The sequence below is a fragment of the Williamsia sp. Y844 genome, assembly GCF_056786475.1.
Genome location: NZ_JBXCJB010000001.1, coordinates 716,856 through 739,532, shown reverse-complemented (window position 1 = coordinate 739,532; position 22,677 = coordinate 716,856). Strand labels below are relative to the sequence as shown.

The window sequence follows — 22,677 nt, the reverse complement described above, 5'->3', positions numbered from 1 at the left end:
GTGGTTCCTGTGAAAATCGAAGTAGATCTGGACCTGTGTCAGGGGCACGGCATGTGTGAGATGGAAGCACCCGACATCTTCGAAGCCGAACGCGAATCGGTGAAACTGCTTGATTCCCAACCGGATAGCAGTCATATGGCAGACGTGGAGCGCGCGGTGCGTTACTGTCCGACCCAAGCCCTCAAAATTGTTGAAGAATGAAAGTTGGATACTCCCATGTCATTTGAACGCGCTGAACTCGACGAGATGGTGGAGCGTTGGCTGCAGGCCAACATCGATTGCGAGAAGACCGGCGATTGGCGGCCGCTCGCGGAGTACTACACCGAAGATGCCACCTACGGGTGGAATTACGGTGCCAAGCACGACTTCATGGCCATCGGCCGCGAGCAGATCCGTGACTATGCAATCGGTTTCGAGATGGACGGACTCGATGGTTGGACGTACCCGTACCAGACCTGGGTGATCGACGAGAAGACCGGCGACATGATGGGGCTGTGGAAGCAGATCTTCGAGGCCACCCGCGACGACGGCACCCACTACGGACTCGAGGGCATCCAGGGCAGCTGGTTCAAATATGCCGGAAACTTCCAGTGGGGATGGCAGCGCGACTTCTTCGACTACGGAAATGTCACCGCACTGTTCATGGAGATGATGACCGACGGTGTGATGAGCAAGGGGATGCAGGGCCGGATCGACCGGGTCATGAACGCCAAAGAGCTTCTGCCGGGCTGGTATCCGCTGGGTAAGACGCCTGTCGAGATGTGGTGATGACTCGATGTCGTACGCAGACCTCGACCGCCCGACATTGGCCAGACTCCTGCCGGAGCTGCTGCTGTCGGGGCAACTGATCGACCGTTCCGGAATGGCCCACTGTATCGGTGCTTTCGGGCGGGAAACCATGGCCCAGATCGCGATCGAAGAGTGGATGGCGGCCAGCCCCGTTTACACCAAACGGATGCGTACCGCGTTGCAGATCGACGGTGATGGCGTCGCGGACATGTTCAAGTGCTTGCAGCTCGACATCGGAGCACCACCGCAGTTCATGGACTTCCGGTACACGATCTTCGACGAATATCACGGTGAGTTCGTACTGAATCATTGTGGCGCACTGATGGATGTCGAGCCGATGGGCGATGACTACGTCACTTCGATGTGTCACGACATCGAAGATCCGACCTTCGACGCGACCGCGATCGCCACCAACAGGCGGGCGCGGATCCGCCCGATCCACCGGCCACCACGACGGCCGGCGGATCGGCATCCCCACTGCGCGTGGACGGTGACCATCGAACCCGACCGTGACGAACTGCCGTTGCCCGAGCAGTCGATCATCATGTCGGCGACGCGGGCAGCGAACGTCGAACTGTCGCCGATCATCGCCGGAGGCGAAGGCCACGACGACTACCGCGGCCCGGTCTGGGATGATCTGCGGTTCGCGGATTGGTCACACTCCGCGCTGATTCGGATGGCGGAAGAGGTTGCGCTGCAACACCAACTTCTGGCACTCGGGTTTGCGATGTCGGTGCGGGAGAAGTCCGAGGACGAGGGTCAGGCCGACAGTATCTTCCGAAAGCAGCTGACCGGCATCTCGGGTCTGACGGCTGATCGATTGCGCCACTGTCTCGGCGTGGAACAAGACGCCGAGGGGCTGGCAGCGGTGTTGCGGGTTCACCCGATTCTCGGGCCGGAGCAGTATGTCGGCGCGCAGGTGTCGATCCACGGCGCGGGGGACGACGTGACGGTTCGGTTGCGGTTGCCGGGGAACTCCGCTGCGATTGCCGACAACGGATGGATCGCCTACATCGATCCCGAACACCTCGAGCCGGTACTTGCGATGTCGTCGGCTGTGCATCCCACGTGGTCCTCGGTCTCCGGTCATCTCGAGGGGGATGACGTGGTGATCGAGATCGCTCGCGGGGAGGCGATCAAGGAGTCCGGCGAGGTCGCCATCGCACGCTTCAGCGGCGGCGCGACATTCGAGTTCGCGGACCGCGGGATTCCGTTGTCGATCACACCGGTCTCAGCAGTGTGAATTCGCAACACCTGCAGGGCAAGCGGGCCGTGATCGCCGGATCCAGTCGTGGCATAGGCCTGGCCGTCGCGAGCAAGCTTGCCGCGGAGGGTGCGTCGGTGGTGGTCAATGGCCGCGACGACGCCACAGTCAAGGCTGCCGCAGCGCAGATTGTCGAGGGTGGTGGCATTGCGGTTGCAGTGGTCGGCAACGTCGCGGAGGAGGATGTCGCACAAGAGGCGGTGTCCACCGCGATGCGTGAGTTCGGTGGGCTCGATGTGGTGATCAACTGCGCAGGCGTTGCCGAACCGGAGGGATCATCGATCCTGACCATGAGCACCTACGAGTTCTTTGCCCAGCTCGATGCGCATCTGGTGAGCACGTTCGAACTGGTGCGCGCGGCTGCGCCGATCCTCGTGGAACAGGGCTCCGGTGCGATTGTCACCACCGGTTCGGCGGCGTCGGCAGGCAACTTCGGAGGGACTGGGTACCCGGCCGCGAAAGGTGGGGTGAACAGTCTGTCGCTGGCGTTGGCCGCGGACCTGCGTCCGCACGGTGTGCGGGTCAACGTCGTCTGCCCGGGTGGCAAGACGAGGTTGTCGACGGGTGCCGGATACGAGGCGCACATCAGAGACCTGTTCGAGCGTGGTCTGCTCGACGAATTCACCCGCGATGCCGCGCTGGATCCGGCGCCACCGGAGTACGTGGCACCGCTGTATGCCTATCTCGCAAGCGACCTGGCCGGCGGCATCACCGGCCAGATATACAGTGCAGCAGGTGGTTTCATCGGAAAGTATCCGGCGTTCGAGCCGGCGTTCGTGGCCTACCGCGGGCACGATCCCGAACCGCCGTATTCGTTGGCCGAACTGCAGGCCATCCTCGCCGATTGAATGTCGGTGCCGACTGCGTGATAGGCATGTTTTCATGACGCAGACGAAAGACCCCATGGAAGTACTCGGCATCGAACACGTTGTCGACGACCAAGGGGCTCGGACGTTCAGCCAGTTCCTCGGGACCGATGTCGTCGATCACCGCGGGATCGCCGGTATGTCTTCGTATGCCACGTTGGCGGAGATCGTCGGCGGCAATGCCTTCTATCGCTCCCATCCGGAGGGTTCGGCGACGGTCCAGGCGCGGTTGTCGTTGTCCGCCCCCGTCCCGGCGAGATCTGGCAGTCGCGTGCGAGGCACAGGCCGCCTGGTCGGTGCCACCGGTGACCACGGGGTCACCTCTGCCGAATTGGTCGACGATGCGGGCACCGTGGTCTGCGTGGCGACCGGGCGGGGCGTCCTGGTCCGCCGTGCCATCGGAGAAATCCCGGAGCTCGAACTCGGCAAGCAGGTCAGTGCGAGCGAGGATCGCGAACAGTCGTCGCTGCCGGAGCCCCTCGACCCGGATCTGACCGGCAGACAGATCCTGGCCGGCCTGTCGGACGGCTCGATTGCGGCAGGCCCGATCCAGCGACTGCTGGGCCTGCGCGTCGTTGCTGTTGGTGACCACGAAGTCGAGATCGCGGTGGCGCCGAGTCCCGGGATGGCGAATCGGATGGGCACAATGCACGGCGGGATCGTGACGTCGATCATGGCCGAAGTTTGCTCGCTCGGCGCCGAGTTGTCGGCCAGAGCAGGCGGGCGTTACCAGGTCTCCGACCTCACCGTGAGCTTCCTGCGTTCACCCGCTGTCGATCAGGGCAACCTGACCGTCGTGGTGAAGCAGGTGAAGTCAGGTCGTCGCATCTGTTCGGTCACCGCAACCATGAGTCACCCGGACGGCACCGTCGTCGCCCAGGCCACCGCCGACGCCACCGCCGTTTGATCGGTCGGGCGACGGTGGGTGCCGGGGAGAAGGCGGGCGGTCACCCGACGACCAGTGCGCGCAGTTCATCGGCGAGATCCGGTGTGGCTGCGACGATTCCGCTCCAACGGCGGGTGAGGTCGGTGTCGAACTCGATGGCGCGGCCGTAGGCGTCGATCACGGCCCCTCCGGACGACTCGACCAGGACAACTGCGGCCGCGATGTCCATGAGACGGTGGGTGTCGCTGCCCGCATCGAGAAAGGCGTCGACGGCTCCGGTGGCCACGAATGCGGAATCGATGGTGCTGCAACTGAGGATTCGGACCCTGGTGGCGCGCTTGGCAACCCGGGACCAGGCGTCCCAGTTACGTTCGTGGGGACGTAGCACGGAAACGGCGGCATTGGCGACGCTGGTGCACCCACTGGTGCGGTAGGGCGCAACAGTTCTCGACGCCCACCAGCTCTCACCGGTGTGCAGCCAGGTGGTCATGGCCTCGACGAACGCACCATCGACGACCACTGCCGCACTGAAGCAGGCCAGGGGCACTCCGGCGGCGGCGTTGGCAGAGCCGTCGACGGGATCGATCACCAGGGTGACGGCCGAGCCGACATCGATCCAGCCGCGTTCTTCGGTCAGTACGTTCACGCCCGCCGCGGTGGCGACGTCGATGATCGCGTTTTCGACGAGTTCGTCGATGAGCATGGTGGGTGTGCCGTCGGCGCCGGTCATCACGGTCGCCCGCAACTCTTCTCGGGTATGCGACTGCACGGCGCTGCGGTGTGCTTCCATCGCGGCGTCCGATGCCGCCTGCAGGGCGGAATTGGTTCGGGTTCTGACACTTTCGACTGAACTCACGGTATCTCTTTCATCAATTGGGATTTCACGACATTGCGCGGCGCATCCACATGGCGATGCCTTCGACGACCATCACCACGGCGAACACCATCAGGACGATGGTCGTGACCACATCGAATTGCATGACGCGGGCAGCGTTCATCAGGTAGAAGCCGATGCCACCTGCACCGACGACGCCGAGGAGTGTTGCCGCGCGGATGTTTACATCGAGTTGGTAGAACAGGTGCGCGATCAGCGCAGGCGCGGACTGGCGCAGGGTGGCCGCCACGAACACTTGGCTGCGGCTGCTTCCCCCTGCGGTGACCGCTTGTTGCACTCGGACGTCGGTCTCCTCGAGTGAGTCGGCGATGAGTTTTCCGAAGAGTCCGACCACACCGACCGACAGTGCCAGCGCACCCGCGGTGGCGCCGAGGCCGGTGATGACGATGAAGATGATCGCGATGATGAGGTCGGGGATTCCGCGGACCAGGACGATGATGATGCGGAACGCTTTGGCAATACCTGGTGTCGGGGACACGTTGCGTGCGGCCAGTACTCCGATGGGTATCGCCAGTAGGATGCCGAGAAAGGTTGCTGCCAAGGCGATCTGGACAGTGACGATCAGCTGTTCGAGCAGTTCGTCCCAAATGCCACCGGTGCCGGGTGGGAAGAAGAGTTCGAGCGTGGTCGATGTCGTCGCCAGGCCGTCGAGCACGCGGGAGAAGTCGATCTTCGCGCCCCAGGTCGCCAGGATCAGGGCAGCCACGGTGAGTCCGATGTAGAGAGTTCGCCGAATGCGTTCGCCGGTCCACGGTGGGCTCACCCGGTACTCGCCGGTTTTGGTACGCGCGGCGGTTTGCGCGGTGCCGACCTCGGCTTCGAGCCAACCACCTGAGGATCGGGTCACGCGTCGTCGCAGCCGTCCCCAGAGGGAGATGCGGGTCGGCATCTGTTCTCCGAGTAAGGATTTTCGGATCGCACCGGAGATCATCTCGACGGCGACGCAGAGGGCAACCACAAAGAGCGCCAGCGCCATCCCTCGTTGATAGTTGAGGGTCTTCATTGCAAGAGACAGTTCCATGCCGATGCCACTGACCCCGACGTAGCCCAGAATCACCGAAGCGCGCAGGTTGATGTCGAAGCGGTGCAGGGCAATTGCGACAAATGCCGGCAGGGCCTGCGGGATGACGCCACCGGTGATCTGTTGCCACCAGGTGGCGCCTGCGGCACGGAGGGCGTCACGGGGGCCGGCATCGGTGTCTTCGATGGCGTCGGCGTACATCTTGCCGATCATGCCGATCGAGTGGATGCCCAGTGCCAGGATCCCGGCGACGGCACCGAGGCCGAACAGGCGCAGATACAGGATGGCCAGCACGATCTCGGGAACCGCGCGGGTGATGACGATGATCACCCGGGCGCCCCACCGCAGCGGTGTGCCGGCGGTGGTGTTGCGGGCAGCCATCAGGGCGACGGGCATGCTGAGCGCGACACTGAGGGCGGTCGCGCAGGTGACGATGGCCAGGGTCTGCCCGGTCATGGTGAGCATCTCGCCGACCGGCGGGAAGTCGAGCGGGAACATCCGGGAGATGAAGTTCGCGGCGTTGTCGAGGCTGTCCACGAAGGTTGCGAGGTTGATCTTCAGAGCCGCGATGGACCAGATGGAGGCGATGAACCAGACGGTCATCACGACCCACACACCGATGGAGGTCAGCGATGGGCGAGGAAGGGTGCGCTGCGACGGTTCGCGGGTCTTGTCGGGTCGCGCGGGTGACAGAACGGACACGCGCGTCAAACCAACTGTGGTGATGTCGGTGAGGCGACGCTGGTGTAGATGCTCATCGCCTCTTCGCGACTCATGCCTTCGACCACCTTGTCGAGTACAACTCGGCCCGAGCGCAGTCCGATGAGGCGATGCCCCCAGGACAGCGCGAGTTCGACCTGGTGGAGACTGCACACCACGGTCAGGTTGTCCTCGGAGGCGATACGCGAGATCAGTGCCATCACCTGGACAGAGGATTCGGGGTCGAGCGACGCCACCGGTTCGTCGGCAAGAAGTATCTTCGGCCGCTGAATGAGCGCCCGCGCGACCGCAACTCGCTGTTGCTGACCGCCGGACAAGGTGTCGGCGCGCTGAAACGGCCTGTCGGCCAGCCCGACTCGATCGAGTTGTTCCATAGCGGCCAGGCGTACCGATTTCGGATAACTGAACAAGCCGAAGCGTGGTCCGCGCAGAGCGCCGAGAGCACCGGTGCACACGTTCTCGAGGACAGACATGCTGCCGACCAGATGGAATTGCTGGAACACAAACCCCACCTGACGGCGCAGTTCGCGCAGCTCGCGCCCGCGGGCGGTGCCCACGTTGCGTCCGAGTACGGTCACGGCGCCGTCGGTGGGGAGATGCAATCCGTCCAGTAGCCGCAGCAGGGTCGACTTGCCCGACCCCGACAAGCCGAGCAAGGCAACGACCTCTCCCGGGTGTATCCGGAGTGATACGTCGTCGAGTGCGTGTACCTGCGGGCCGAAATCCTTGGTCACATTCTCGAGAACGATCGATGGTGTGAGGATGCGGTCGATGGACGCGCCGAGCGCGGCATGGTCGGAGTCGGTCATCGGGCTCTCCCTGCTGTGGAGGATGTTCGAAGGGGATGGTTCGGTGGGACTGGCCTTGATCAGCCCTGGCAGGCTTCGGCTTTGGTGGCCTCGCAGACCTTGCGGACACCGTCGTAGACGGCGTCGTTCACGGCTACGTAGCCGTACTCGACGTCGTCGGGGAGCGGGCAGGATGCCTCCTCGGCGCAGTAACCCGCCGTCACCAGTGCCGGTCGGGTGAGCTTGTTCTGGAAGATGTCGGTGAGTTTGGCCTGGAGCTCCGGTGAGAGGTCGCCGGAGATGGCGATCGGGCTCGCGGCGATCAAGTCGGACTTCCACAGGGTGGTGATGTCGCCGGGCTTGATCTGGCCCTTTTCGATGAGGACCTTGTCGACGATGGTGTCGTAGGCGAACCCGGCGTCGCACTGGCCACTGTTGACAGCCAGTACAGACGCGTCATGGCCGCCCGCGAAGACCGGGGTCACGTCCTTGACGGGGTCGATGCCCACCGCGAGGAGTCCGGCAGAGGGGTACAGATAGCCGGAGGTCGAGGACGGGTCGACGAAGCAGATGGTCTTGCCGCGGAAATCTTCGAGGCTCTTGATGTCTGACCCGGACTTGGTGATCGCGTACGACTGGTACCCGGGTTCCTCGTCGGCGGCATTGACCGGGACGGCGACCGGAATGGTGTTGACGCCACTGTCTTTTGCAGTGACGTACGAGAACGGCCCGTACGCGGCGATCTGGATCTTGCCTGCGCGCTGCCCTTCGATGACCGCGGCGTAATCGGTGGCGTTCTGGAACTCGACCTTGAGGCCCGTTTCCTTTTCGATGACCGAGCCGATGGTGGCGTACTGCTGCTGAAGGCTCTGTGAGTCCTCGGAGGGAATGGACGCCAGGACCAGCGTTGTCGGATCAGAGCTCGTCGAAGCGTCCGAAGATGAGGTGTCCGCTGCGCTCGAACCGCATGCGGCGAGCGCGATCAGCGCTGCGCCGCCGCAGGCGATGGTGGCCAGTGAGCGGTGTAGTTGGCTGCCCATGAAGGTGTGCTCCTTGTTTTCTGTAATCAGGTATTGCTGAACCCGGATTCAGGAGGGAAGTCGGGCAAGGGACTGGAAGGACCCGCGGTGGGTGTGAAAACGCGGTCGGAACTGAGCGTCCTCTACCGCGGCAACGAGTGGGACAACCCTGGATGAACCAGACGAAACGGCCAGGCGTCAGTAACCGAAGGTTGTCCCACAATGCGCTCGGTCAGATCCCGCGCAGCACGGAACGGACGACGGGACAGCCGTGTTCGACTCCGACCAGCACCATGTCGGCGCGCTGCCCGGGTTCCAGAGCACCCCGGTCGGACAGGCCGACGGCGGTGGCGGGACCACTGGTGATCAGCGAGACCGCATCGTGCAGAGCCATCGTCTTGTCGGTGGCGAGACTGAAGGCGGCGCCGAGGAGCGATGAAGGCAGGTAGTCCGATGCCAGTGCCGTGACCAATCCCAGTCCTGCGAGCTCCACCGCGGAAACGTTGCCGGAGTGGGATCCTCCGCGCAGGACATTCGGGCCGCCCATCACGACGGACATACCCCGGTCACGGGCTTCTCGTGCTGCTTCCTCGGTGGTGGGGAACTCGGCCACATTGCCGCCGCGCCGCGCCAGGTCGGCGATCTCGACGGCAGATTCGGGGTCGTGCCCGAAGATGCGAACGAAGCCGGTCGCCGAACTTCCGGCCAGCCAATCCATCGCCTCTTCACGAACTCCGATGTTGCTTTCCCGTTGGTGCGCAACCTCATCGACGATCGCGCGGGCGGCGTCGTCGGAGATACCGCGCATCCCGGCGATGTAACGCTCGTAGAAGGTGCGGTCGGCGTACTGCCCGATGCCCGGGGTGTGGTCTTCGTGAGAGATGACCGCAGGCAGGGTGTCGCTGATCTGACCGACAACGCATTGTTGGTCGTACCGGTGGCGCAAGGCCGCGAGTCCGGCAGCGGAGCGCACGTCGAGGCGATGCAGGACCCGGTGATCGACCAGCCGTCCATCACTCTCGCGGCCGTTCCAGGCATCGATGGCCTCGCACATCGACACCGCGGCATGGACGCTGCGCTGCTGAGCCGACTCGCGGTCGGAGAACGATGCCCCGTGGAAGACGGTGGTGACGCCTGCGGCGCGCAGCTTGCCCTCGAAAGACATCATCGAGAACATCCAGGGCAATTCGGCCCCGGGACGTGGCATCCGTTCACGCTCGAGTCCGTCGGAGTGCACATCCACAAGTCCTGGAAGGCAGTACAACCCGCCACCGTCGACATCGATCGGTGATCCGGTGACCATGGGTCCGGCCTCGACGATCCGTCCGTCGCGCACCACGATCCGGGCGTCGTCGAGGACCTCGCCGGGCAGGATCGCCCGGACGTGTCCGAGCACATAGTTGCTCGGTGCCTGTGGCAGTGACCAGGCCGTGGGCCGGGAGAGTGTCTGAGTTGATTCGGTCATGCTGCTGCCTCCAGGACTTCTGCGGGGGTACCTTGCTGGGCTATGCGACCGTCACTGAAACGGATGACTCGGGATGCCAACTGCCGCATGGCATCCAGGTCGTGAAATACCGCGAGGACGGCAACACCCTGCGCCGACAGTGACGCGATGAGTTCGAGCGCGAGTTCACGGTTGGCGGGGTCGAGGGCAGAAACCGGTTCGTCGAGGAGTAGTAACCGGGGTGGATTGACCGTTCCGGCAGCAATATTCACCCGTTGGCGTTCTCCGCCGGACAGGACGCTACAGTCGACGTCCCACAATGCTTCGTCGAGGGCGAGTCGTCGCAGCGACGCCGCGGCGGCCTCGCGGGCTTCCTCGCGCGACATTCCGCGCCGACGGCCCGCTGAGGCAACAACTTCCAGTGGAGCGGTGCGGGGAGGGGCGGACAAGAACTGAGAGACGTAACCCAACTCTCGGCCCCTTATCCTGGCCATCTCCCGGTCTGGCAAAGAAGTCAATTCCACCGTCGTCGACCCGGTGTTCAGGGCGACTGTGCCGGAATCGGGGAGGTAGCTGCGGTGCACACATCGCAGCAGGCTGGACTTGCCTGCGCCGCTGGGGCCTGCCAGCGCCACATGTTCCCCGACTGCGACGTCGAGGTCGACGCCGTGCAGTGAGGTCACGGTGCGACCGTCAATGGTGTGCAGGGTGAACGTCTTACGTAGATCCCGGACGGACAGTACCGGGGTGTCGGTGGCCGGATTCAATGCCTCATACATCGTGGGTGTCACCTTCGTGCGGCCGCAACGAGCCGCTGAGTGTAGGGGTGGTGTGGATCTTGGAAGAGCTGATCGGTCAGACCGTTCTCGACCACGCGGCCGACATTCATCACCAGGCAGCGATCGGTGAGGGCTTCGATCACGGCGAAGTCGTGGCTGACCACAACGGCTGCGGTGTCGCGCTCGGCGAGGAGCTTGCGCAGCAGGTCCAGCACACCCGCCGCGACGGAGGCGTCGAGGCCGGTGGTGGGCTCGTCGAGCAGGAGAACGCGCGGGTCGGTGGCCAAGGCCTTTGCGATCTGAACACGCTGCCGCATGCCACCGGAGAAGTGCTTGACCGGATCGTCCATCCGGTCGAGCGGGACCTCCACCTTCTCGAGCAGATAGGCTGCGCGGTCGCGGATCTCGTGATAATTCCGCCATCCGGCCGCGGTCAGACGCTCGGCGATGTTTCCGCCTGCCGATACGTTCATCGTCAGTCCGTCGGCCGGATTCTGGTGAACGAGTCCGAGGGTGTCGATCCGCAGGGCGCGGCGGGCGGCCGCGTCGAGACCGAAGATGTCGGTGCGGCCCCCGTCCACGGAGGTCAGGAACATCGACCCGGATGTGGCGATGTCCTCGCCGACCAGGCAACGCAGCACGGTCGATTTACCCGAGCCGGATTCGCCGATCAGACCGAGTGCTTCGCCGGGTGCCACATCGAAGCTGACATCCCAGGCGGCGACGATCGCGCCGGTGCGTGGGCTGATTGCCGTGCCGGCCTCGGGGCCGGTGCCGGGTACCGCCTCGGCGCCACCAGGTCCGTGGATCTTGCCGACGCCACGCGCTGCCAGGGTCCAGCCCTCGGCGGTGGCCTCGGCCGGCCGGCTCACCGGCTCGCGGCGCTCGCGCACCGTGGTCGCTGCGCTGCCGCGGACTCGACGCGAGGTATCGGGCAAGAAGTGCAGCGGCGCGTTATCCGTGTGCAACTTCTTGTCGACGTCACCGTCCAGTGTGCGTGTGCACCATTCGATGTCGCTACAGGCCAGGCGGCCGCCGGGTGCCTCGACCAGGAATGTGTCAGCCGAACCACAGCGGGCACAGCTCTGGGTGCTGTTGCCCTCGACCTCGAACGGGACATCATCGAAGGTGATCGGCTCGACCGTGGTGTACGGCGGCACCGCGAAGATCCGCTTCTCTCGGCCTGCACCGAACAGTGTGAGGTGGGGTGAGTCGTCGAGGCGGGGTACATCCCAGCGCGGGATCGGGGTGGTGATCATGATGTAACGGCCGTTGACCAACACCGGGTAACCGGTGGTCTTGGTGATGACGCCGTTGCGCACGAGGTCCTCGTAGAGGCTGACCCAGATCATCGAATAGTCCGCTTCGGCGTGCATCCGTGCACATTCTCGAACCGACTTCTGCACTCCGCGAAGCGGTTCGGCGACGGGAACCTGGAGTACCAGGGTCTGGCCTTCTGCCATCGGCTCTTCCGGGATCCGGTGACGGCTCTGGATGACGGTCGATTCACGGGTGTCCTGGGTCTGCAGGCACCGTTCACTGTTGACGATCAGGCGCCGGAGATTGGTGGCGTTCACGCCGTCGTCGTCGCCCTGGTCGATGACTTTGACGGTGTCGTCGGCACCGAGCATGCCGAGGGTGACCTGCAATCCGCCCGACCCCCAGCCGCGGGCCACGGGCATCTCCCGGGAGCCGAAGGGGACCTGGTAGCCGGGGACGCAGACCGCTATCAGTGTGGCGCGGCGGATCTCACGCTTGGAACCCTCGTCGAGAATGCCTTGCGGAAATGCGGCGGAGTCGATGGACGCCAGCACATCTGAGGTGGTGACGGTTGGCGTTGTGGCGACGGTGTCGGTGAGCGTCATCAGCAGGTCCTTCCAATGGGTTCAGCGGGGCGGGCGAGGTCGTCGTCGACGCCGCGAACGGCCCGTTTGCGATCGATCATCGACCGGAATGTGACGTAGTGCGGGAGCTTGAGATGCTCGAGGAATCCACAGGAGTCGAGTCCATCGGTGGTGAGCAACAGCACCTGTTCGAGACCGCCGGTGTCTCCGTATCGTCGGCTGGCGATATCCAGGTTGGCCATCGCGATGGCCTTGCGTTCGTTGTGACCGAAGCAGAGGCCGTACCCGACGTCGAAGCGGCTACGGTCCTCGTCGGGGCCGTCCAGGTCTTCGATCGCTTCGCACTCGGATGCTCGAATGTGTCCGAGCTGCACCGGGTTTCCGGTGTGGGGATGAAGGACTCGGAGGGGGAGCCGGCCGTGGCGGACCTCGCCGAGCGTGACCTCGTGGAAGTTGCCCTCGGTACCACGGATCGAGCGGTACCAGGTGCCGATGAGTGAACCGGTCTCCGCCCGCGCCATGCTCGCGAGAATCGCCGAACGAGGAGCTGGTGGACGGGCCGGATGACGCGAGATGTCAAAGGGCGGCTCATCGGTGTCGTTGTCGCCGGGCCGGTTGTCGACCAGCAGATCCATCTCGCGGAGCATGTCGGAGAAGCGACGTGGGTGGCGCTCGGATTCGGTTCGCTCGGACTGCCCGAGCTCGTCTTGCCCGATGACAGCTGCCGATGTCTCCTGATCCCGGTCGAGCATGCGACCGGTGTAATCGCTTGTGCGGCCGAGGAGCTGGGGGCCGTCGGGAACGCGATGAGCGGGGACGATTCGCCGCAGTACCACCATCTCGTCGGGGTCGATCGGCTCGCTCACCGCCAGTCGCGGCAAGGTCGACTGGTGTGCGCGGACCAGGTGGGTGGCCTCGATGACGTCACCTTCGGCCTGGCGTAGCGCGTCCGCAGCCGTCTCTTCGTGGTACAGGCTGCCTTCGCCCATCACACGGTCGACGGCCAGGCGCATGCGGCCGGTGATCTGTTTGGTGGTCAACCACGGCGCCGGGTCCTGATTCCTGGCACCGCGGACCAATGACTCTGCGGCGAGGATCGCATCCAGACCGCCTCGTGCTCCCGAATATCCCATGTCAGAAGGCCTTTGCGGTCGGTGTGTGGTGGCCGACGTTTGGAGTCGGGTTGTTGGGGTCGACGTTTGGAGTCGGTGTGTGGTGGTCGATGGTGTGGACCACGGTGGTGCGGGGTATTCCGACAAGCTCCCCGTCGGCACTGACGAACAGCAGGTCCGCACCGGTGGGGAAGTCCGAGACCAGCCGGCGCCGAACGTTCCAGAAATCAGCGGAGATCCCGCGCGGTGCGAAATCGATCGGCGAGGCGATGCCGGGGCCCTCGATCGCCACCCGCGTTCCACCGGACAACGCGTCGACGGAAAGGATCACGGTGGCACCGGATTCCGGACTCAGCGGGCTACCCACCGCCACCGAACCGAACTCGTGATCGGTCAGCGGCCGGAGTGCTGTCACGAACTTGGCTGTGTCCAGGGAGAGCGCGGGGGCTCCGGTCGCGACGGACAACACCGAAGCCCATGTGCCCGGGGACTCTTCGATCAGGTGCGTGCCCGTCTCGAGGTCGGCCAGGGCCAGGGCAGGCAACATCGCGGGCGGGTAGGTGGTCCGGGGCAGGGTTTCGACGATCCCCGGTCGTGCGAAGGCGTTGAGGATGGCGCGGAAGATGCTCTGCGACAGGAGGGGATCAACGCCCACGCCCAGGGTGCTTCCGGTGAACAGGTCGGTCATCAGGTCAGCTCCTCGAATTGGACGACGGTGGGCGCCAATTGGGCCCACTCGCCACGGTCTGCGAGCTCGAGGTCGGTTTCGACGCGGTGGCACAGCTCGATCACCCTCGAGCTGTTCGGACCGCCTGCCTGGACTTCTGCATCGCAGACGGCGGCGGCCAGGGTCGCGGCCCGGTTGTCTCCCATGCGCATTGCCCAGCCGTGGGTTCCGGCCAAAGTGACCTCGGCGCGACACGCGAGGACGTCGCCGAGAAAGAACCGGTCATAGGCGATGGGCTCACGGACCTGCGCGGCGATCGTCCCGATCTCCGGGGCGGTGAGAAGCCTGAACTCGGCACCGGTGGCCAGGGCGGCGTCCGCGAGCTCGACGAGTTCGTCCTCCGCGGCCGCGGCGAGTAGCTCGGCGATCCGTTCTCGGCTGTATCCGGTGGATGTCATTTCCATGCAACTTCTTTCGTGTCGGTGGTGAGGTTGTTGGTATGGCTGTCAGCGGGCGACGTGCCGATTTCCATGACGACCCGCACTGAATCGCCCCGCATCCAGGCCTTGCTGTAGGTCAGTGCCCTGCCGGAATCGGCGTCGCGGTTCACGCTTTCGACCACCCAGGCCGGGGTTGCGGTCACCAGTTGCAGTCGTGCCTGGATCTCGGGTGGTGGAATATCGGAGGCGGTCCGGCACCAGGAACGAACCGAGCGGACGTGGCCCATCTGGCGCAGGACCTCATCGAGTGATTCCTCGACCCGCATACCGTCGGCCAAGTGGGGCACCACATCGTGAGAGATCCACTCCGAGGCGAATCCGGCGACCATGTTGTTGATGTAGTTGAGCCGGATCATGTGGTGTGCCGGCGTGGCGGGCGCCAGTTCGAGCATCTCGGCACATTCCGGTGGCAGGGGTGCCAGAGAATGTTCGAGCAGCACGGTGCGAGGTTCGGCGCCCGCGCTACGGACGGTGCGATGCCAGGACGGTCGGCGGTCGCGTGAGATCACGTAGTCGATGCGATTGCTGACAAACGTGCCGCTGCCCTGGATTCGCCGCACGAGTAGCCGTCGTTCCAATTCTTGGAGAGCGGCGCGAGCGGCGGCGCGGCCGACATCGAACCTCTGCATCAACGTGTGTTCACTGTCGAGCTTGGAGCCCGGTGCCAAGCGGTTGACCTCGCATTCGAGCTGGTCGGCGATGATGCGATATCTCTGCTCGGTCATGCCATCACTGTGTCGGCCCCAGTTGTACGGACAACCACACGACAGGTAACCGGGAGGGAAACACAGCTGAACGTGTAGGCAAGTTGTCCGGCATCCGGGAAAACAAGCACCAGCGCTTGCTTTTGTGAGTGGCCCGTGTCACGCTGGCCGCGTGAGCATCGTTGCCGAACTTGTGTCTGTTCTGTCCGCGGAAACCGACGTTGTCGACCAGATGGTTTCAGATCTGGACGAAAATGGCTGGGCTACACCAACACCCGCGGAGGGGTGGGCCGTGAAAGAGCAGATCGCGCATCTGTCGTGGACGGACGCGGTGGCCACTGCTGCGGCCACGAATCCGGCGGAGTTCGAGCGCGTTCTGGTGCAGGCCTGGCAGAACCCGACCGGATTTGTCGACGTGGCGGCCAGGGAACGGGCACAGAACCCGCCTGTCGAGCTGCTTGAACACTGGCGGCAAGGGCGGCGTGTGCTGACCGAGGCTCTCCTCGCAGTCCCAGCGGGGCAGAAGCTGCCGTGGTTTGGTCCACCGATGTCCGCGGCCTCGATGGCGACCGCCAGGTTGATGGAGGTCTGGGCTCATGGCCTGGACGTCGCCGACGCGCTCGGAATTGTCACCAAGCCGACGGCAAGGCTGAAACCCATTGCACATCTTGGTGTTCGGACACGAGACTTCGCCTATCAGGTCAACAACCAAACCCCGCCGACCGACGATTTTCGGATTGAACTGCATGCGCCAGATGGCTCGACCTGGACATGGGGTCCCGGCGATGCCACCCAGCGGGTTACCGGCTCGGCCCTCGACTTCTGTCAGCTGGTCACCCAGCGCCGCGGCCTGCGAGACCTTGACATCCGCGCGACCGGTGACGATGCCCGCCACTGGATCACGATTGCGCAGTGCTTCGCCGGACCTCCGGGGGGTGGACAATGATCGACACCATTCGGATCGGCAATGCCTCCGGGTTTTACGGCGACCGATTCTCGGCGATGCAGGAGATGCTCACCGGCGGCGGACTCGACTGCCTGACCGGCGACTATCTGGCCGAGCTGACGATGCTCATCCTGGGTCGTGATCGGCTCAAGGATCCCACTACCGGGTATGCAAAAACCTTCCTGCGACAACTCGAGGTCAACCTCGGTACCGCAATGGATGCGGGTGTCACGATCGTCAGCAACGCCGGAGGGGTGAACCCGGCCGGCCTCGCCGCAGCGATCGGTGAGCTGGCCGAGAAACTCGGGCTGGCGCCGAAGATCGCCTACGTCGACGGTGACGACCTCGGGTCCCGGGCCGCCGAACTCGGACTCGGAACGCCACTGACCGCCAATGCCTATCTGGGCGGCTTCGGGATCGCGGCCGCCCTGCGATCGGGTGCCGACATCGTTGTCACCGGCAGGGTCACCGACGCCTCTCTGACCGTCGGACCTGCCGCCGCCCATTTCGCCTGGGGCCGCGATGATCTCGACCAGTTGGCCGGGGCCGTGGCGGCCGGGCACATCATCGAATGCGGCACGCAGGCCACGGGCGGCAACTATTCGTTCTTCACCGAGATCGGCGACATGGCGCACCCGGGCTTCCCGATCGCCGAGATCTCGTCCGACGGTGGCTCTGTCATCACCAAGCACGACGGAACGGGCGGTGCGGTCACCGTGGGTACGGTCACCGCGCAGCTGCTGTACGAAGTCGGCGGTCCGCGCTATCTCGGTCCCGACGTGACCACCCGTCTCGACACCATCACACTCACCGATCTCGGACACGACCGCGTTCGGGTCGGCGGTGTTCGCGGTGAGGCACCTCCGGAGACCCTCAAGGTGTCGCTCAATCACCTCGCCGGGTTTCGGAACGAGGTCACGATGGTGTTGACCGGCCTCGACATCGAGGCCAAGGCCGAACTCGCGCGCCGCCAATTCGAGGCCGAATTGAGCGCCAGGCCCGCCGACCTCACCTGGACGCTGACCCGTCTCGATCAGGTCGACGCGCCCTCCGAGCAGCAGGCCAGTGCGCTGTTGCAGTGTGTTGTCAAGGATGCGGACCAGAAGGTCGTGGGCCGCCAGTTCTCTTCGGCTGCAGTCGAGTTGGCGCTGGCCAGCTATCCCGGCTTCACCATGACCGCACCGCCAGGGTCGGCCTCGCCGTATGCGGTGTTCGAGGCCGGATACGTACCGGTGGGCGAGGTCTCGCACACAGTGCATCATGCGGACGGGTCCACGCAGATCATCGAACCCGGTCTGCCGGTCGAGGTGGCTGCACCTATGGATGAGGCTCGGGCCACAACTCCGGAGCCGGTCAGTTCGTGGGGGCCGACACGTCGTGCGCCGCTGGGTGAGATCGCAGGCGCCCGCAGTGGTGACAAAGGTGGCAACGCGAATGTGGGTGTGTGGGTGCGTAATCCAGAGCACTTCGATTGGTTGTCGGCGACTCTGAGCACCGAACTGTTCAAACAGCTGATCCCGGAGGCGGCCGACCTCGAGGTCCACCGCCACGAACTCCCCAACTTACTCGCCGTGAACTTCGTGATCGAAGGAATTCTCGGTCGAGGAGTAGCAGACAACGTTCGATTCGATCCGCAAGCTAAGGGGCTCGGAGAGTGGCTGCGTTCGCGTCACGTCACGATCCCGATCCGGTTTGGAGAATAGATGAAATCCCTTGAGTCCAAGGTCTGGCACACCCCGGAGCGTCAGCAGTTGCGCGACTCCGTCAGGACATTCGCGGAGCGGCACATCCTGCCATTTCAGGATGAGTGGGAGCGCAGCGGCGAGCTGCCCCTCGATCTGCACAAGCAGGCCGCCGAGGCCGGGTTGCTCGGGCTGGGCTTCGCCGAGTCTGTCGGCGGCAGCGGCGGCGATCTGATCGACGCCACCATCTGCGGTGAGGTACTACATGGTTCGGGTGTGGCCGGTGGCGTCTTCTCGTCTCTCTTCACCTGCGGAATCGCGTTGCCGCACCTGATTGCGGCCAATGATCCCGAGCAGATCGAGAAGTGGGTGACCCCCACGCTGGCCGGTGAGAAGATCGGCAGCCTCGCCATCACAGAACCCGGCGGCGGCAGCGACGTCGGGCACCTGACCACCTCGGCTGTTCGCGACGGCGACCACTACGTCGTCAACGGATCCAAGACGTACATCACCTCCGGTGTCCGCGCGGACTTCGTGGTGACCGCGGTCCGCACCGGCGGTGCGGGTGCCGGTGGCGTTTCGTTGCTGGTGGTCGAGAAGGGTACGCCGGGCTTCACAGTCACCCGCAAGCTCGAGAAGATGGGTTGGCGCGCATCGGATACCGCTGAACTCTCGTATGTCGACGCGCGGGTTCCGGTCAGCAACCTTGTCAATGCCGAGAACTCGGGGTTCTTCCAGATCGCCGGAGCATTTGTCACCGAGCGGGTGGGACTCGCCGTTCAGGCCTACGGATGTGCGCAACGCTGCCTCGACCTGACCCTCGAATGGGTGCGGAGTCGAGAGACGTTCGGCAAGCCGCTCATCGCGCGCCAGTCGGTGCAGGAGACCGTGACCGAGATGGCCCGCAAGATCGATGTCGCGCGGACCTACACCCACGCAATCGTAGACGCCGCAATGGCCGGGGAGACCGACCTCATCGCCGAAGTCTGTTTTGCCAAGAACACCGCGGTCGAGGCCGGTGAATGGGTGGCGGACAAGGCTGTTCAGCTCTTCGGTGGCGCCGGCTATATGACCGGTACCGAGGTGGAGCGTCAATATCGGGACATGCGGATCATCGGGATCGGCGGCGGTACCACCGAAATCCTCACCGGTCTCGCAGGCAAGCGTCTGGGCTACCACCCGTGAGCGCCGCCGGGACCGGATCTGCCACGGAGACGATGCTCACCAGGATCGGTGAGATCGAGGAGTTGTTCGCCCAGGCGCTGGCCGGTGGTGGCGAGAAGAAGGTCGCCCGGCACCGCGAGCGCGGCAAACTGCTGGCCCGGGAACGGATCGAGCTGCTCATCGACGAGGACAGTGCGTTCCTCGAGCTCTCCCCGATCGCGGCATATGGATCCGAGTTCCCGGTGGGTGCGTCCATCGTGACCGGCATCGGCGTGGTGGAGGGGGTCGAATGTGTTCTGGTCGCCAACGACCCCACCGTCCGCGGCGGCACCTCCAATCCGTGGACGTTGCGTAAGGGTCTGCGGGCCAATCAGATTGCGCTGGAGAACCGGCTGCCGCTGATCAACCTGGTGGAGTCCGGTGGCGCTGATCTGCCGACGCAAAAAGAGGTCTTCATTCCCGGTGGGGCGATGTTCCGCGATATCACCAGGTTGTCAGCGGCCGGGATCCCCACCATCGCATTGGTATTCGGAAATTCGACGGCAGGCGGTGCCTATCTTCCGGGTATGTCGGATCACACGGTGATGATCGAGGGGCAGTCGAAGGTGTTCCTCGGTGGTCCGCCGCTGGTGAAAATGGCCACCGGTGAGGTCAGCGACGACGAGTCATTGGGCGGCGCACAAATGCACGCCCGTCAGTCCGGTCTGGCCGACTACTACGCCGCCGACGAACAAGATGCGATCCGCCTCGGACGGCGGATCGTCGCCCGGCTCAACTGGCGCAAGCAGGGTCCGGGTCCGGTGGCTCCGTCCATCGAGCCGAAGTATCCAGCCGGGGATCTGTTGGGCATCGTCCCGGGTGATCTGCGGATCCCGTTCGATCCGCGCGAGGTGATCACGCGGATCGTTGACGAGAGCCTGTTCGACGAGTTCAAACCCGAATACGGTTCGTCGTTGTGTACCGGATGGGCGCGCATTCACGGGTATCCGATCGGGATCCTGGCCAACGCCCAAGGTGTGCTCTTCAGCGCCGAATCGCAGAAGGCCACCCAGTTCATCCAGCTGGCCAATCGGTCGAATACGCCGTTGCTGTTCCTGCACAACACAACCGGCTACATGGTCGGGCAGGAGTACGAGCGCGGTGGCATCATCAAGCACGGCTCGATGATGATCAACGCGGTGTCGAATTCCACGGTCCCACATATCTCGATGCTGATCGGTGCGAGCTACGGAGCCGGGCACTACGGGATGTGCGGACGGGCATACAATCCGCGCTTCCTGTTCACCTGGCCCAGTGCAAAATCTGCGGTGATGGGCGCAGCCCAGCTTGCCGGTGTGATCTCGATGGTCTCGCGCAGTGCCACCGAAGCCCGTGGCGGCACCGTGGACGAAGAAGCGGATGCCGGCATGCGGGCGATGATCGAGGCCCAGATCGAAAAGGAATCGATGCCTGCCTTCCTGTCGGGCATGTTGTACGACGACGGCATCATCGATCCGAGGGACAGCAGAACGGTTCTCGGCCTGTGTCTCTCGGCGATCGACAACGGGCCCGTAGAGGGTACAAGCAACTTCGGCGTATTCCGGATGTGATGGGTGATGAACAAACCGAACGTGACCAGTGTGCTTGTTGCCAACCGGGGCGAGATCGCCTGCCGGGTGTTCGCCACCTGCCGCCGGCTCGGGATCGGCACCGTGGCGGTGTATTCCGATCCCGACGCGGGAGCTCCCCACGTGGGCGAGGCCGACGTGGCGGTCCGATTGCCGGGCAATACTTCCGCTGACACGTACCTCGACGCCGCGAAAGTGATAGCCGCGGCCCGGTCGGCCGGCGCCGATGCGGTCCACCCGGGGTACGGATTTCTCTCGGAGAACGCCGAATTCGCTCAGGCGGTACTCGATGCCGGACTGACCTGGATCGGTCCGGAACCCGCGGCCATCGTTGCGATGGGATCGAAGGTCAATGCCAAGGCGATGATGCGCAAGGCGGGCGTTCCCACGCTGGACGATCTCGACCCGGCCGCGGTGACGGCCGACCAGTTGCCGGTTCTGATCAAGGCCTCGGCAGGCGGCGGCGGACGCGGCATGCGCATCGTCCGCGACTCCGGCCAACTTGCCGAGCAGGTCGAAGGTGCTCGCCGTGAGGCACTGTCGGCATTTGGCGACAGCACGGTGTTCTGTGAACCGTTCATCGAACGGGGCCACCACATCGAGGTGCAGGTACTCGGCGACATCGCAGGCACCATGTGGGCCGTCGGCGAACGGGAATGCTCGATCCAGCGCCGGCATCAGAAGGTCATCGAAGAGGCGCCGTCACCGCTCGTGCAGCGGATCGGAACCGGACTGCGGGACAAGCTGTTCGACGCTGCGCGCGCCGCCGCCTCGGCAATCGGTTACACGGGGGCCGGGACCGTGGAGTTCCTGGCCGATGACGACGGTCGATTCTACTTTCTCGAGATGAATACCCGCCTGCAGGTGGAACATCCGGTGACCGAGGAGACCACCAAGCTCGATCTGGTTGCCTGGCAGCTGCAGATCGCCCGCGGCGACCTGCTACCTGCGCATCCGCCGGAGCCGCAAGGACATTCCATCGAGGTTCGGCTGTACGCGGAAGACCCGGCGGTGGACTACCAGCCACAATCGGGACGGTTCCATCGGTTCGGGTTCGATGCTGATGTTCGGTTCGGACGGCTCACCGAGCCGGGCGTGCGGGTTGATTCCGGCATCACCGATGGCGGTGAGGTGTCGACCTTCTACGATCCGATGTTGGCCAAGGTCATCAGCTGGGCACCCGACCGCGACGCCGCGATCAACATCCTGGCCAGGGCACTGGCCTCGGCCCGGTTACACGGTCCGCGGACGAACCGGGACACATTGGTGAATATGCTGCGCCACCACGAGTTCCGCAGTGGCAACACGACAACCAAGTTCATCGAGGAGATCGGTCTCGATGTACTCTCCGCGCCACTGGCCGGGCAGGATCAGGTCCGCCTCGCGGCCGTCGCCGTGGCACTCGCGGATGCGGAGACGAACCGGCAGCAGTCGGGCAGGCCGCTGCCCTCGGGTTGGCGCAACCTGGCGTCGGGCCCGCAGTCCAAGTCCTACCTCCACGGCGAGCACGAGATCACGGTTCACTATCGGCACGCCAGGGACGGTGTGGCCTTGGCGGATGACCCCGATGTCACGGTGACCCGAATCGATGCCGATGCGGTCGTTCTCACCGTTGCCGGAGTGGACCGCAAGTACACCGTCGACCGATATGGCGAGGGTGTGTGGGTGGACTTCTCAGGAGGATCGGTGGCACTGATCCGCAAGCCCCGGTTCGTCGACCCCGCCGAGACCAACACCCCGGGTTCGTTGCTGGCGCCGATGCCGGGTTCGGTGATCCGGATCGCCGTGGCACCGGGCCAACGAGTGACCCGCGGTGAGCCACTGATGTGGCTCGAGGCGATGAAGATGGAACACACGATTGCTGCCTCCGCAGACGGCATCGTGGAAGAGCTACCCGTGGCGCCGGGGCAGCAGGTGTCGGTGGGGGAGATCCTCGCCGTCATCACCGAGCATGAACTGGCCGAAAGCAACTGAGGGAGA

21 protein-coding genes are annotated in these 22,677 nt (G+C 64.5%); 10 read left to right on the top strand and 11 right to left on the bottom strand.

The window, feature by feature from the left end:
- The first annotated feature begins 9 nt into the window (after positions 1-9).
- The 5 genes from AC1TQG_RS03300 to AC1TQG_RS03280 are packed head-to-tail and all read left to right on the top strand — an operon-like array spanning position 10 to position 3,826.
- A complete protein-coding gene (locus tag AC1TQG_RS03300) occupies positions 10-201 on the top strand; it encodes a ferredoxin (protein ID WP_482135506.1) in 192 nt (63 codons plus the stop codon).
- Positions 202-216: 15 nt separating this feature from the next.
- Positions 217-768, top strand: coding sequence for a nuclear transport factor 2 family protein (locus tag AC1TQG_RS03295; protein WP_482135505.1), 552 nt, complete (start codon positions 217-219; stop codon positions 766-768).
- Between the two features lie 7 nt (positions 769-775).
- On the top strand, positions 776-2,032 hold the full coding sequence (locus AC1TQG_RS03290) for a hypothetical protein (protein ID WP_482135504.1): 1,257 nt from the start codon (positions 776-778) through the stop codon (positions 2,030-2,032).
- Entirely contained in the window at positions 2,029-2,901 is an 873-nt protein-coding gene (locus tag AC1TQG_RS03285; protein ID WP_482135503.1) for an SDR family NAD(P)-dependent oxidoreductase, read from the top strand. The genes AC1TQG_RS03290 and AC1TQG_RS03285 overlap by 4 nt, the downstream gene beginning before the upstream one ends.
- A 34-nt stretch (positions 2,902-2,935) precedes the next feature.
- Positions 2,936-3,826, top strand: a complete 891-nt coding sequence (locus tag AC1TQG_RS03280) for a PaaI family thioesterase (protein ID WP_482135502.1) — start codon at positions 2,936-2,938, stop codon at positions 3,824-3,826.
- A gap of 40 nt (positions 3,827-3,866) precedes the next feature.
- Here AC1TQG_RS03280 and AC1TQG_RS03275 read toward each other — a convergent pair whose 3' ends face one another.
- The 11 genes from AC1TQG_RS03275 to AC1TQG_RS03225 form a co-directional block, all read right to left on the bottom strand.
- Positions 3,867-4,661 carry an inositol monophosphatase family protein gene (locus tag AC1TQG_RS03275; protein ID WP_482135501.1) on the bottom strand — a complete coding sequence of 265 codons (795 nt, stop codon included), beginning with the start codon at positions 4,659-4,661 and terminating at the stop codon, positions 3,867-3,869.
- 25 nt (positions 4,662-4,686) lie between these two features.
- Positions 4,687-6,324, bottom strand: coding sequence for a phosphonate ABC transporter, permease protein PhnE (gene phnE / locus AC1TQG_RS03270; RefSeq protein WP_482137247.1), 1,638 nt, complete (start codon positions 6,322-6,324; stop codon positions 4,687-4,689).
- Between the two features lie 104 nt (positions 6,325-6,428).
- Positions 6,429-7,250: a phosphonate ABC transporter ATP-binding protein gene (gene phnC, locus AC1TQG_RS03265; RefSeq protein ID WP_482135500.1), complete on the bottom strand. Its 822-nt coding sequence runs from the start codon at positions 7,248-7,250 to the stop codon at positions 6,429-6,431.
- 59 nt (positions 7,251-7,309) lie between these two features.
- A complete protein-coding gene (locus tag AC1TQG_RS03260; RefSeq protein WP_482135499.1) occupies positions 7,310-8,269 on the bottom strand; it encodes a phosphate/phosphite/phosphonate ABC transporter substrate-binding protein in 960 nt (319 codons plus the stop codon).
- Between the two features lie 211 nt (positions 8,270-8,480).
- Positions 8,481-9,713, bottom strand: coding sequence for an alpha-D-ribose 1-methylphosphonate 5-triphosphate diphosphatase (locus AC1TQG_RS03255; protein ID WP_482135498.1), 1,233 nt, complete (start codon positions 9,711-9,713; stop codon positions 8,481-8,483).
- Positions 9,710-10,471, bottom strand: a complete 762-nt coding sequence (locus AC1TQG_RS03250; RefSeq protein WP_482135497.1) for an ATP-binding cassette domain-containing protein — start codon at positions 10,469-10,471, stop codon at positions 9,710-9,712. The genes AC1TQG_RS03255 and AC1TQG_RS03250 overlap by 4 nt, the downstream gene beginning before the upstream one ends.
- 8 nt (positions 10,472-10,479) lie before the next feature.
- On the bottom strand, positions 10,480-12,336 hold the full coding sequence (locus AC1TQG_RS03245; RefSeq protein ID WP_482135496.1) for an alpha-D-ribose 1-methylphosphonate 5-phosphate C-P-lyase PhnJ: 1,857 nt from the start codon (positions 12,334-12,336) through the stop codon (positions 10,480-10,482).
- Positions 12,336-13,448 carry a carbon-phosphorus lyase complex subunit PhnI gene (locus AC1TQG_RS03240; protein ID WP_482135495.1) on the bottom strand — a complete coding sequence of 371 codons (1,113 nt, stop codon included), beginning with the start codon at positions 13,446-13,448 and terminating at the stop codon, positions 12,336-12,338. The genes AC1TQG_RS03245 and AC1TQG_RS03240 overlap by 1 nt, the downstream gene beginning before the upstream one ends.
- A gap of 1 nt (position 13,449) precedes the next feature.
- Positions 13,450-14,115, bottom strand: a complete 666-nt coding sequence (gene phnH, locus AC1TQG_RS03235; RefSeq protein ID WP_482135494.1) for a phosphonate C-P lyase system protein PhnH — start codon at positions 14,113-14,115, stop codon at positions 13,450-13,452.
- Positions 14,115-14,558 carry a phosphonate C-P lyase system protein PhnG gene (locus AC1TQG_RS03230; RefSeq protein WP_482135493.1) on the bottom strand — a complete coding sequence of 148 codons (444 nt, stop codon included), beginning with the start codon at positions 14,556-14,558 and terminating at the stop codon, positions 14,115-14,117. The genes phnH and AC1TQG_RS03230 overlap by 1 nt, the downstream gene beginning before the upstream one ends.
- Positions 14,549-15,319: a GntR family transcriptional regulator gene (locus AC1TQG_RS03225; RefSeq protein ID WP_482135492.1), complete on the bottom strand. Its 771-nt coding sequence runs from the start codon at positions 15,317-15,319 to the stop codon at positions 14,549-14,551. Before AC1TQG_RS03225 ends, AC1TQG_RS03230 begins: the two co-directional genes overlap by 10 nt.
- Positions 15,320-15,470: 151 nt before the next feature.
- Between AC1TQG_RS03225 and AC1TQG_RS03220 the strand changes: the two genes are divergently transcribed.
- The 5 genes from AC1TQG_RS03220 to AC1TQG_RS03200 are packed head-to-tail and all read left to right on the top strand — an operon-like array spanning position 15,471 to position 22,671.
- Positions 15,471-16,244 carry a TIGR03084 family metal-binding protein gene (locus tag AC1TQG_RS03220; protein WP_482135491.1) on the top strand — a complete coding sequence of 258 codons (774 nt, stop codon included), beginning with the start codon at positions 15,471-15,473 and terminating at the stop codon, positions 16,242-16,244.
- On the top strand, positions 16,241-17,947 hold the full coding sequence (locus tag AC1TQG_RS03215) for an acyclic terpene utilization AtuA family protein (RefSeq protein ID WP_482135490.1): 1,707 nt from the start codon (positions 16,241-16,243) through the stop codon (positions 17,945-17,947). The genes AC1TQG_RS03220 and AC1TQG_RS03215 overlap by 4 nt, the downstream gene beginning before the upstream one ends.
- Complete coding sequence (locus tag AC1TQG_RS03210) at positions 17,948-19,111, top strand: acyl-CoA dehydrogenase family protein (RefSeq protein WP_482135489.1); 1,164 nt, start codon at positions 17,948-17,950, stop codon at positions 19,109-19,111. It begins immediately after the preceding gene.
- Positions 19,112-19,143: 32 nt separating this feature from the next.
- The gene (locus AC1TQG_RS03205) at positions 19,144-20,679 is read left to right on the top strand and encodes an acyl-CoA carboxylase subunit beta (protein ID WP_482137246.1); all 1,536 of its coding nucleotides are present in this window, start codon (positions 19,144-19,146) and stop codon (positions 20,677-20,679) included.
- Positions 20,680-20,685: 6 nt separating this feature from the next.
- Complete coding sequence (locus AC1TQG_RS03200) at positions 20,686-22,671, top strand: acetyl/propionyl/methylcrotonyl-CoA carboxylase subunit alpha (protein ID WP_482135488.1); 1,986 nt, start codon at positions 20,686-20,688, stop codon at positions 22,669-22,671.
- Positions 22,672-22,677 lie beyond the last annotated feature (6 nt).

Bases quoted from the DNA above. Each gene is read 5' to 3' on its own strand.
- AC1TQG_RS03295 (WP_482135505.1), top strand. From the start codon at position 217: ATGTCATTTGAACGCGCTGAACTCGACGAGATGGTGGAGCGTTGGCTG.
- AC1TQG_RS03290 (WP_482135504.1), top strand. From the start codon at position 776: ATGTCGTACGCAGACCTCGACCGCCCGACATTGGCCAGACTCCTGCCG.
- AC1TQG_RS03280 (WP_482135502.1), top strand. From the start codon at position 2,936: ATGACGCAGACGAAAGACCCCATGGAAGTACTCGGCATCGAACACGTT.
- phnE (WP_482137247.1), bottom strand. From the start codon at position 6,324: ATGACCGTCTGGTTCATCGCCTCCATCTGGTCCATCGCGGCTCTGAAG.
- phnC (WP_482135500.1), bottom strand. From the start codon at position 7,250: ATGACCGACTCCGACCATGCCGCGCTCGGCGCGTCCATCGACCGCATC.
- AC1TQG_RS03260 (WP_482135499.1), bottom strand. From the start codon at position 8,269: ATGGGCAGCCAACTACACCGCTCACTGGCCACCATCGCCTGCGGCGGC.
- AC1TQG_RS03255 (WP_482135498.1), bottom strand. From the start codon at position 9,713: ATGACCGAATCAACTCAGACACTCTCCCGGCCCACGGCCTGGTCACTG.
- AC1TQG_RS03250 (WP_482135497.1), bottom strand. From the start codon at position 10,471: ATGTATGAGGCATTGAATCCGGCCACCGACACCCCGGTACTGTCCGTC.
- AC1TQG_RS03245 (WP_482135496.1), bottom strand. From the start codon at position 12,336: ATGACGCTCACCGACACCGTCGCCACAACGCCAACCGTCACCACCTCA.
- AC1TQG_RS03240 (WP_482135495.1), bottom strand. From the start codon at position 13,448: ATGGGATATTCGGGAGCACGAGGCGGTCTGGATGCGATCCTCGCCGCA.
- phnH (WP_482135494.1), bottom strand. From the start codon at position 14,115: ATGACCGACCTGTTCACCGGAAGCACCCTGGGCGTGGGCGTTGATCCC.
- AC1TQG_RS03230 (WP_482135493.1), bottom strand. From the start codon at position 14,558: ATGGAAATGACATCCACCGGATACAGCCGAGAACGGATCGCCGAGCTA.
- AC1TQG_RS03225 (WP_482135492.1), bottom strand. From the start codon at position 15,319: ATGACCGAGCAGAGATATCGCATCATCGCCGACCAGCTCGAATGCGAG.
- AC1TQG_RS03215 (WP_482135490.1), top strand. From the start codon at position 16,241: ATGATCGACACCATTCGGATCGGCAATGCCTCCGGGTTTTACGGCGAC.
- AC1TQG_RS03210 (WP_482135489.1), top strand. From the start codon at position 17,948: ATGAAATCCCTTGAGTCCAAGGTCTGGCACACCCCGGAGCGTCAGCAG.
- AC1TQG_RS03205 (WP_482137246.1), top strand. From the start codon at position 19,144: ATGCTCACCAGGATCGGTGAGATCGAGGAGTTGTTCGCCCAGGCGCTG.
- AC1TQG_RS03200 (WP_482135488.1), top strand. From the start codon at position 20,686: ATGAACAAACCGAACGTGACCAGTGTGCTTGTTGCCAACCGGGGCGAG.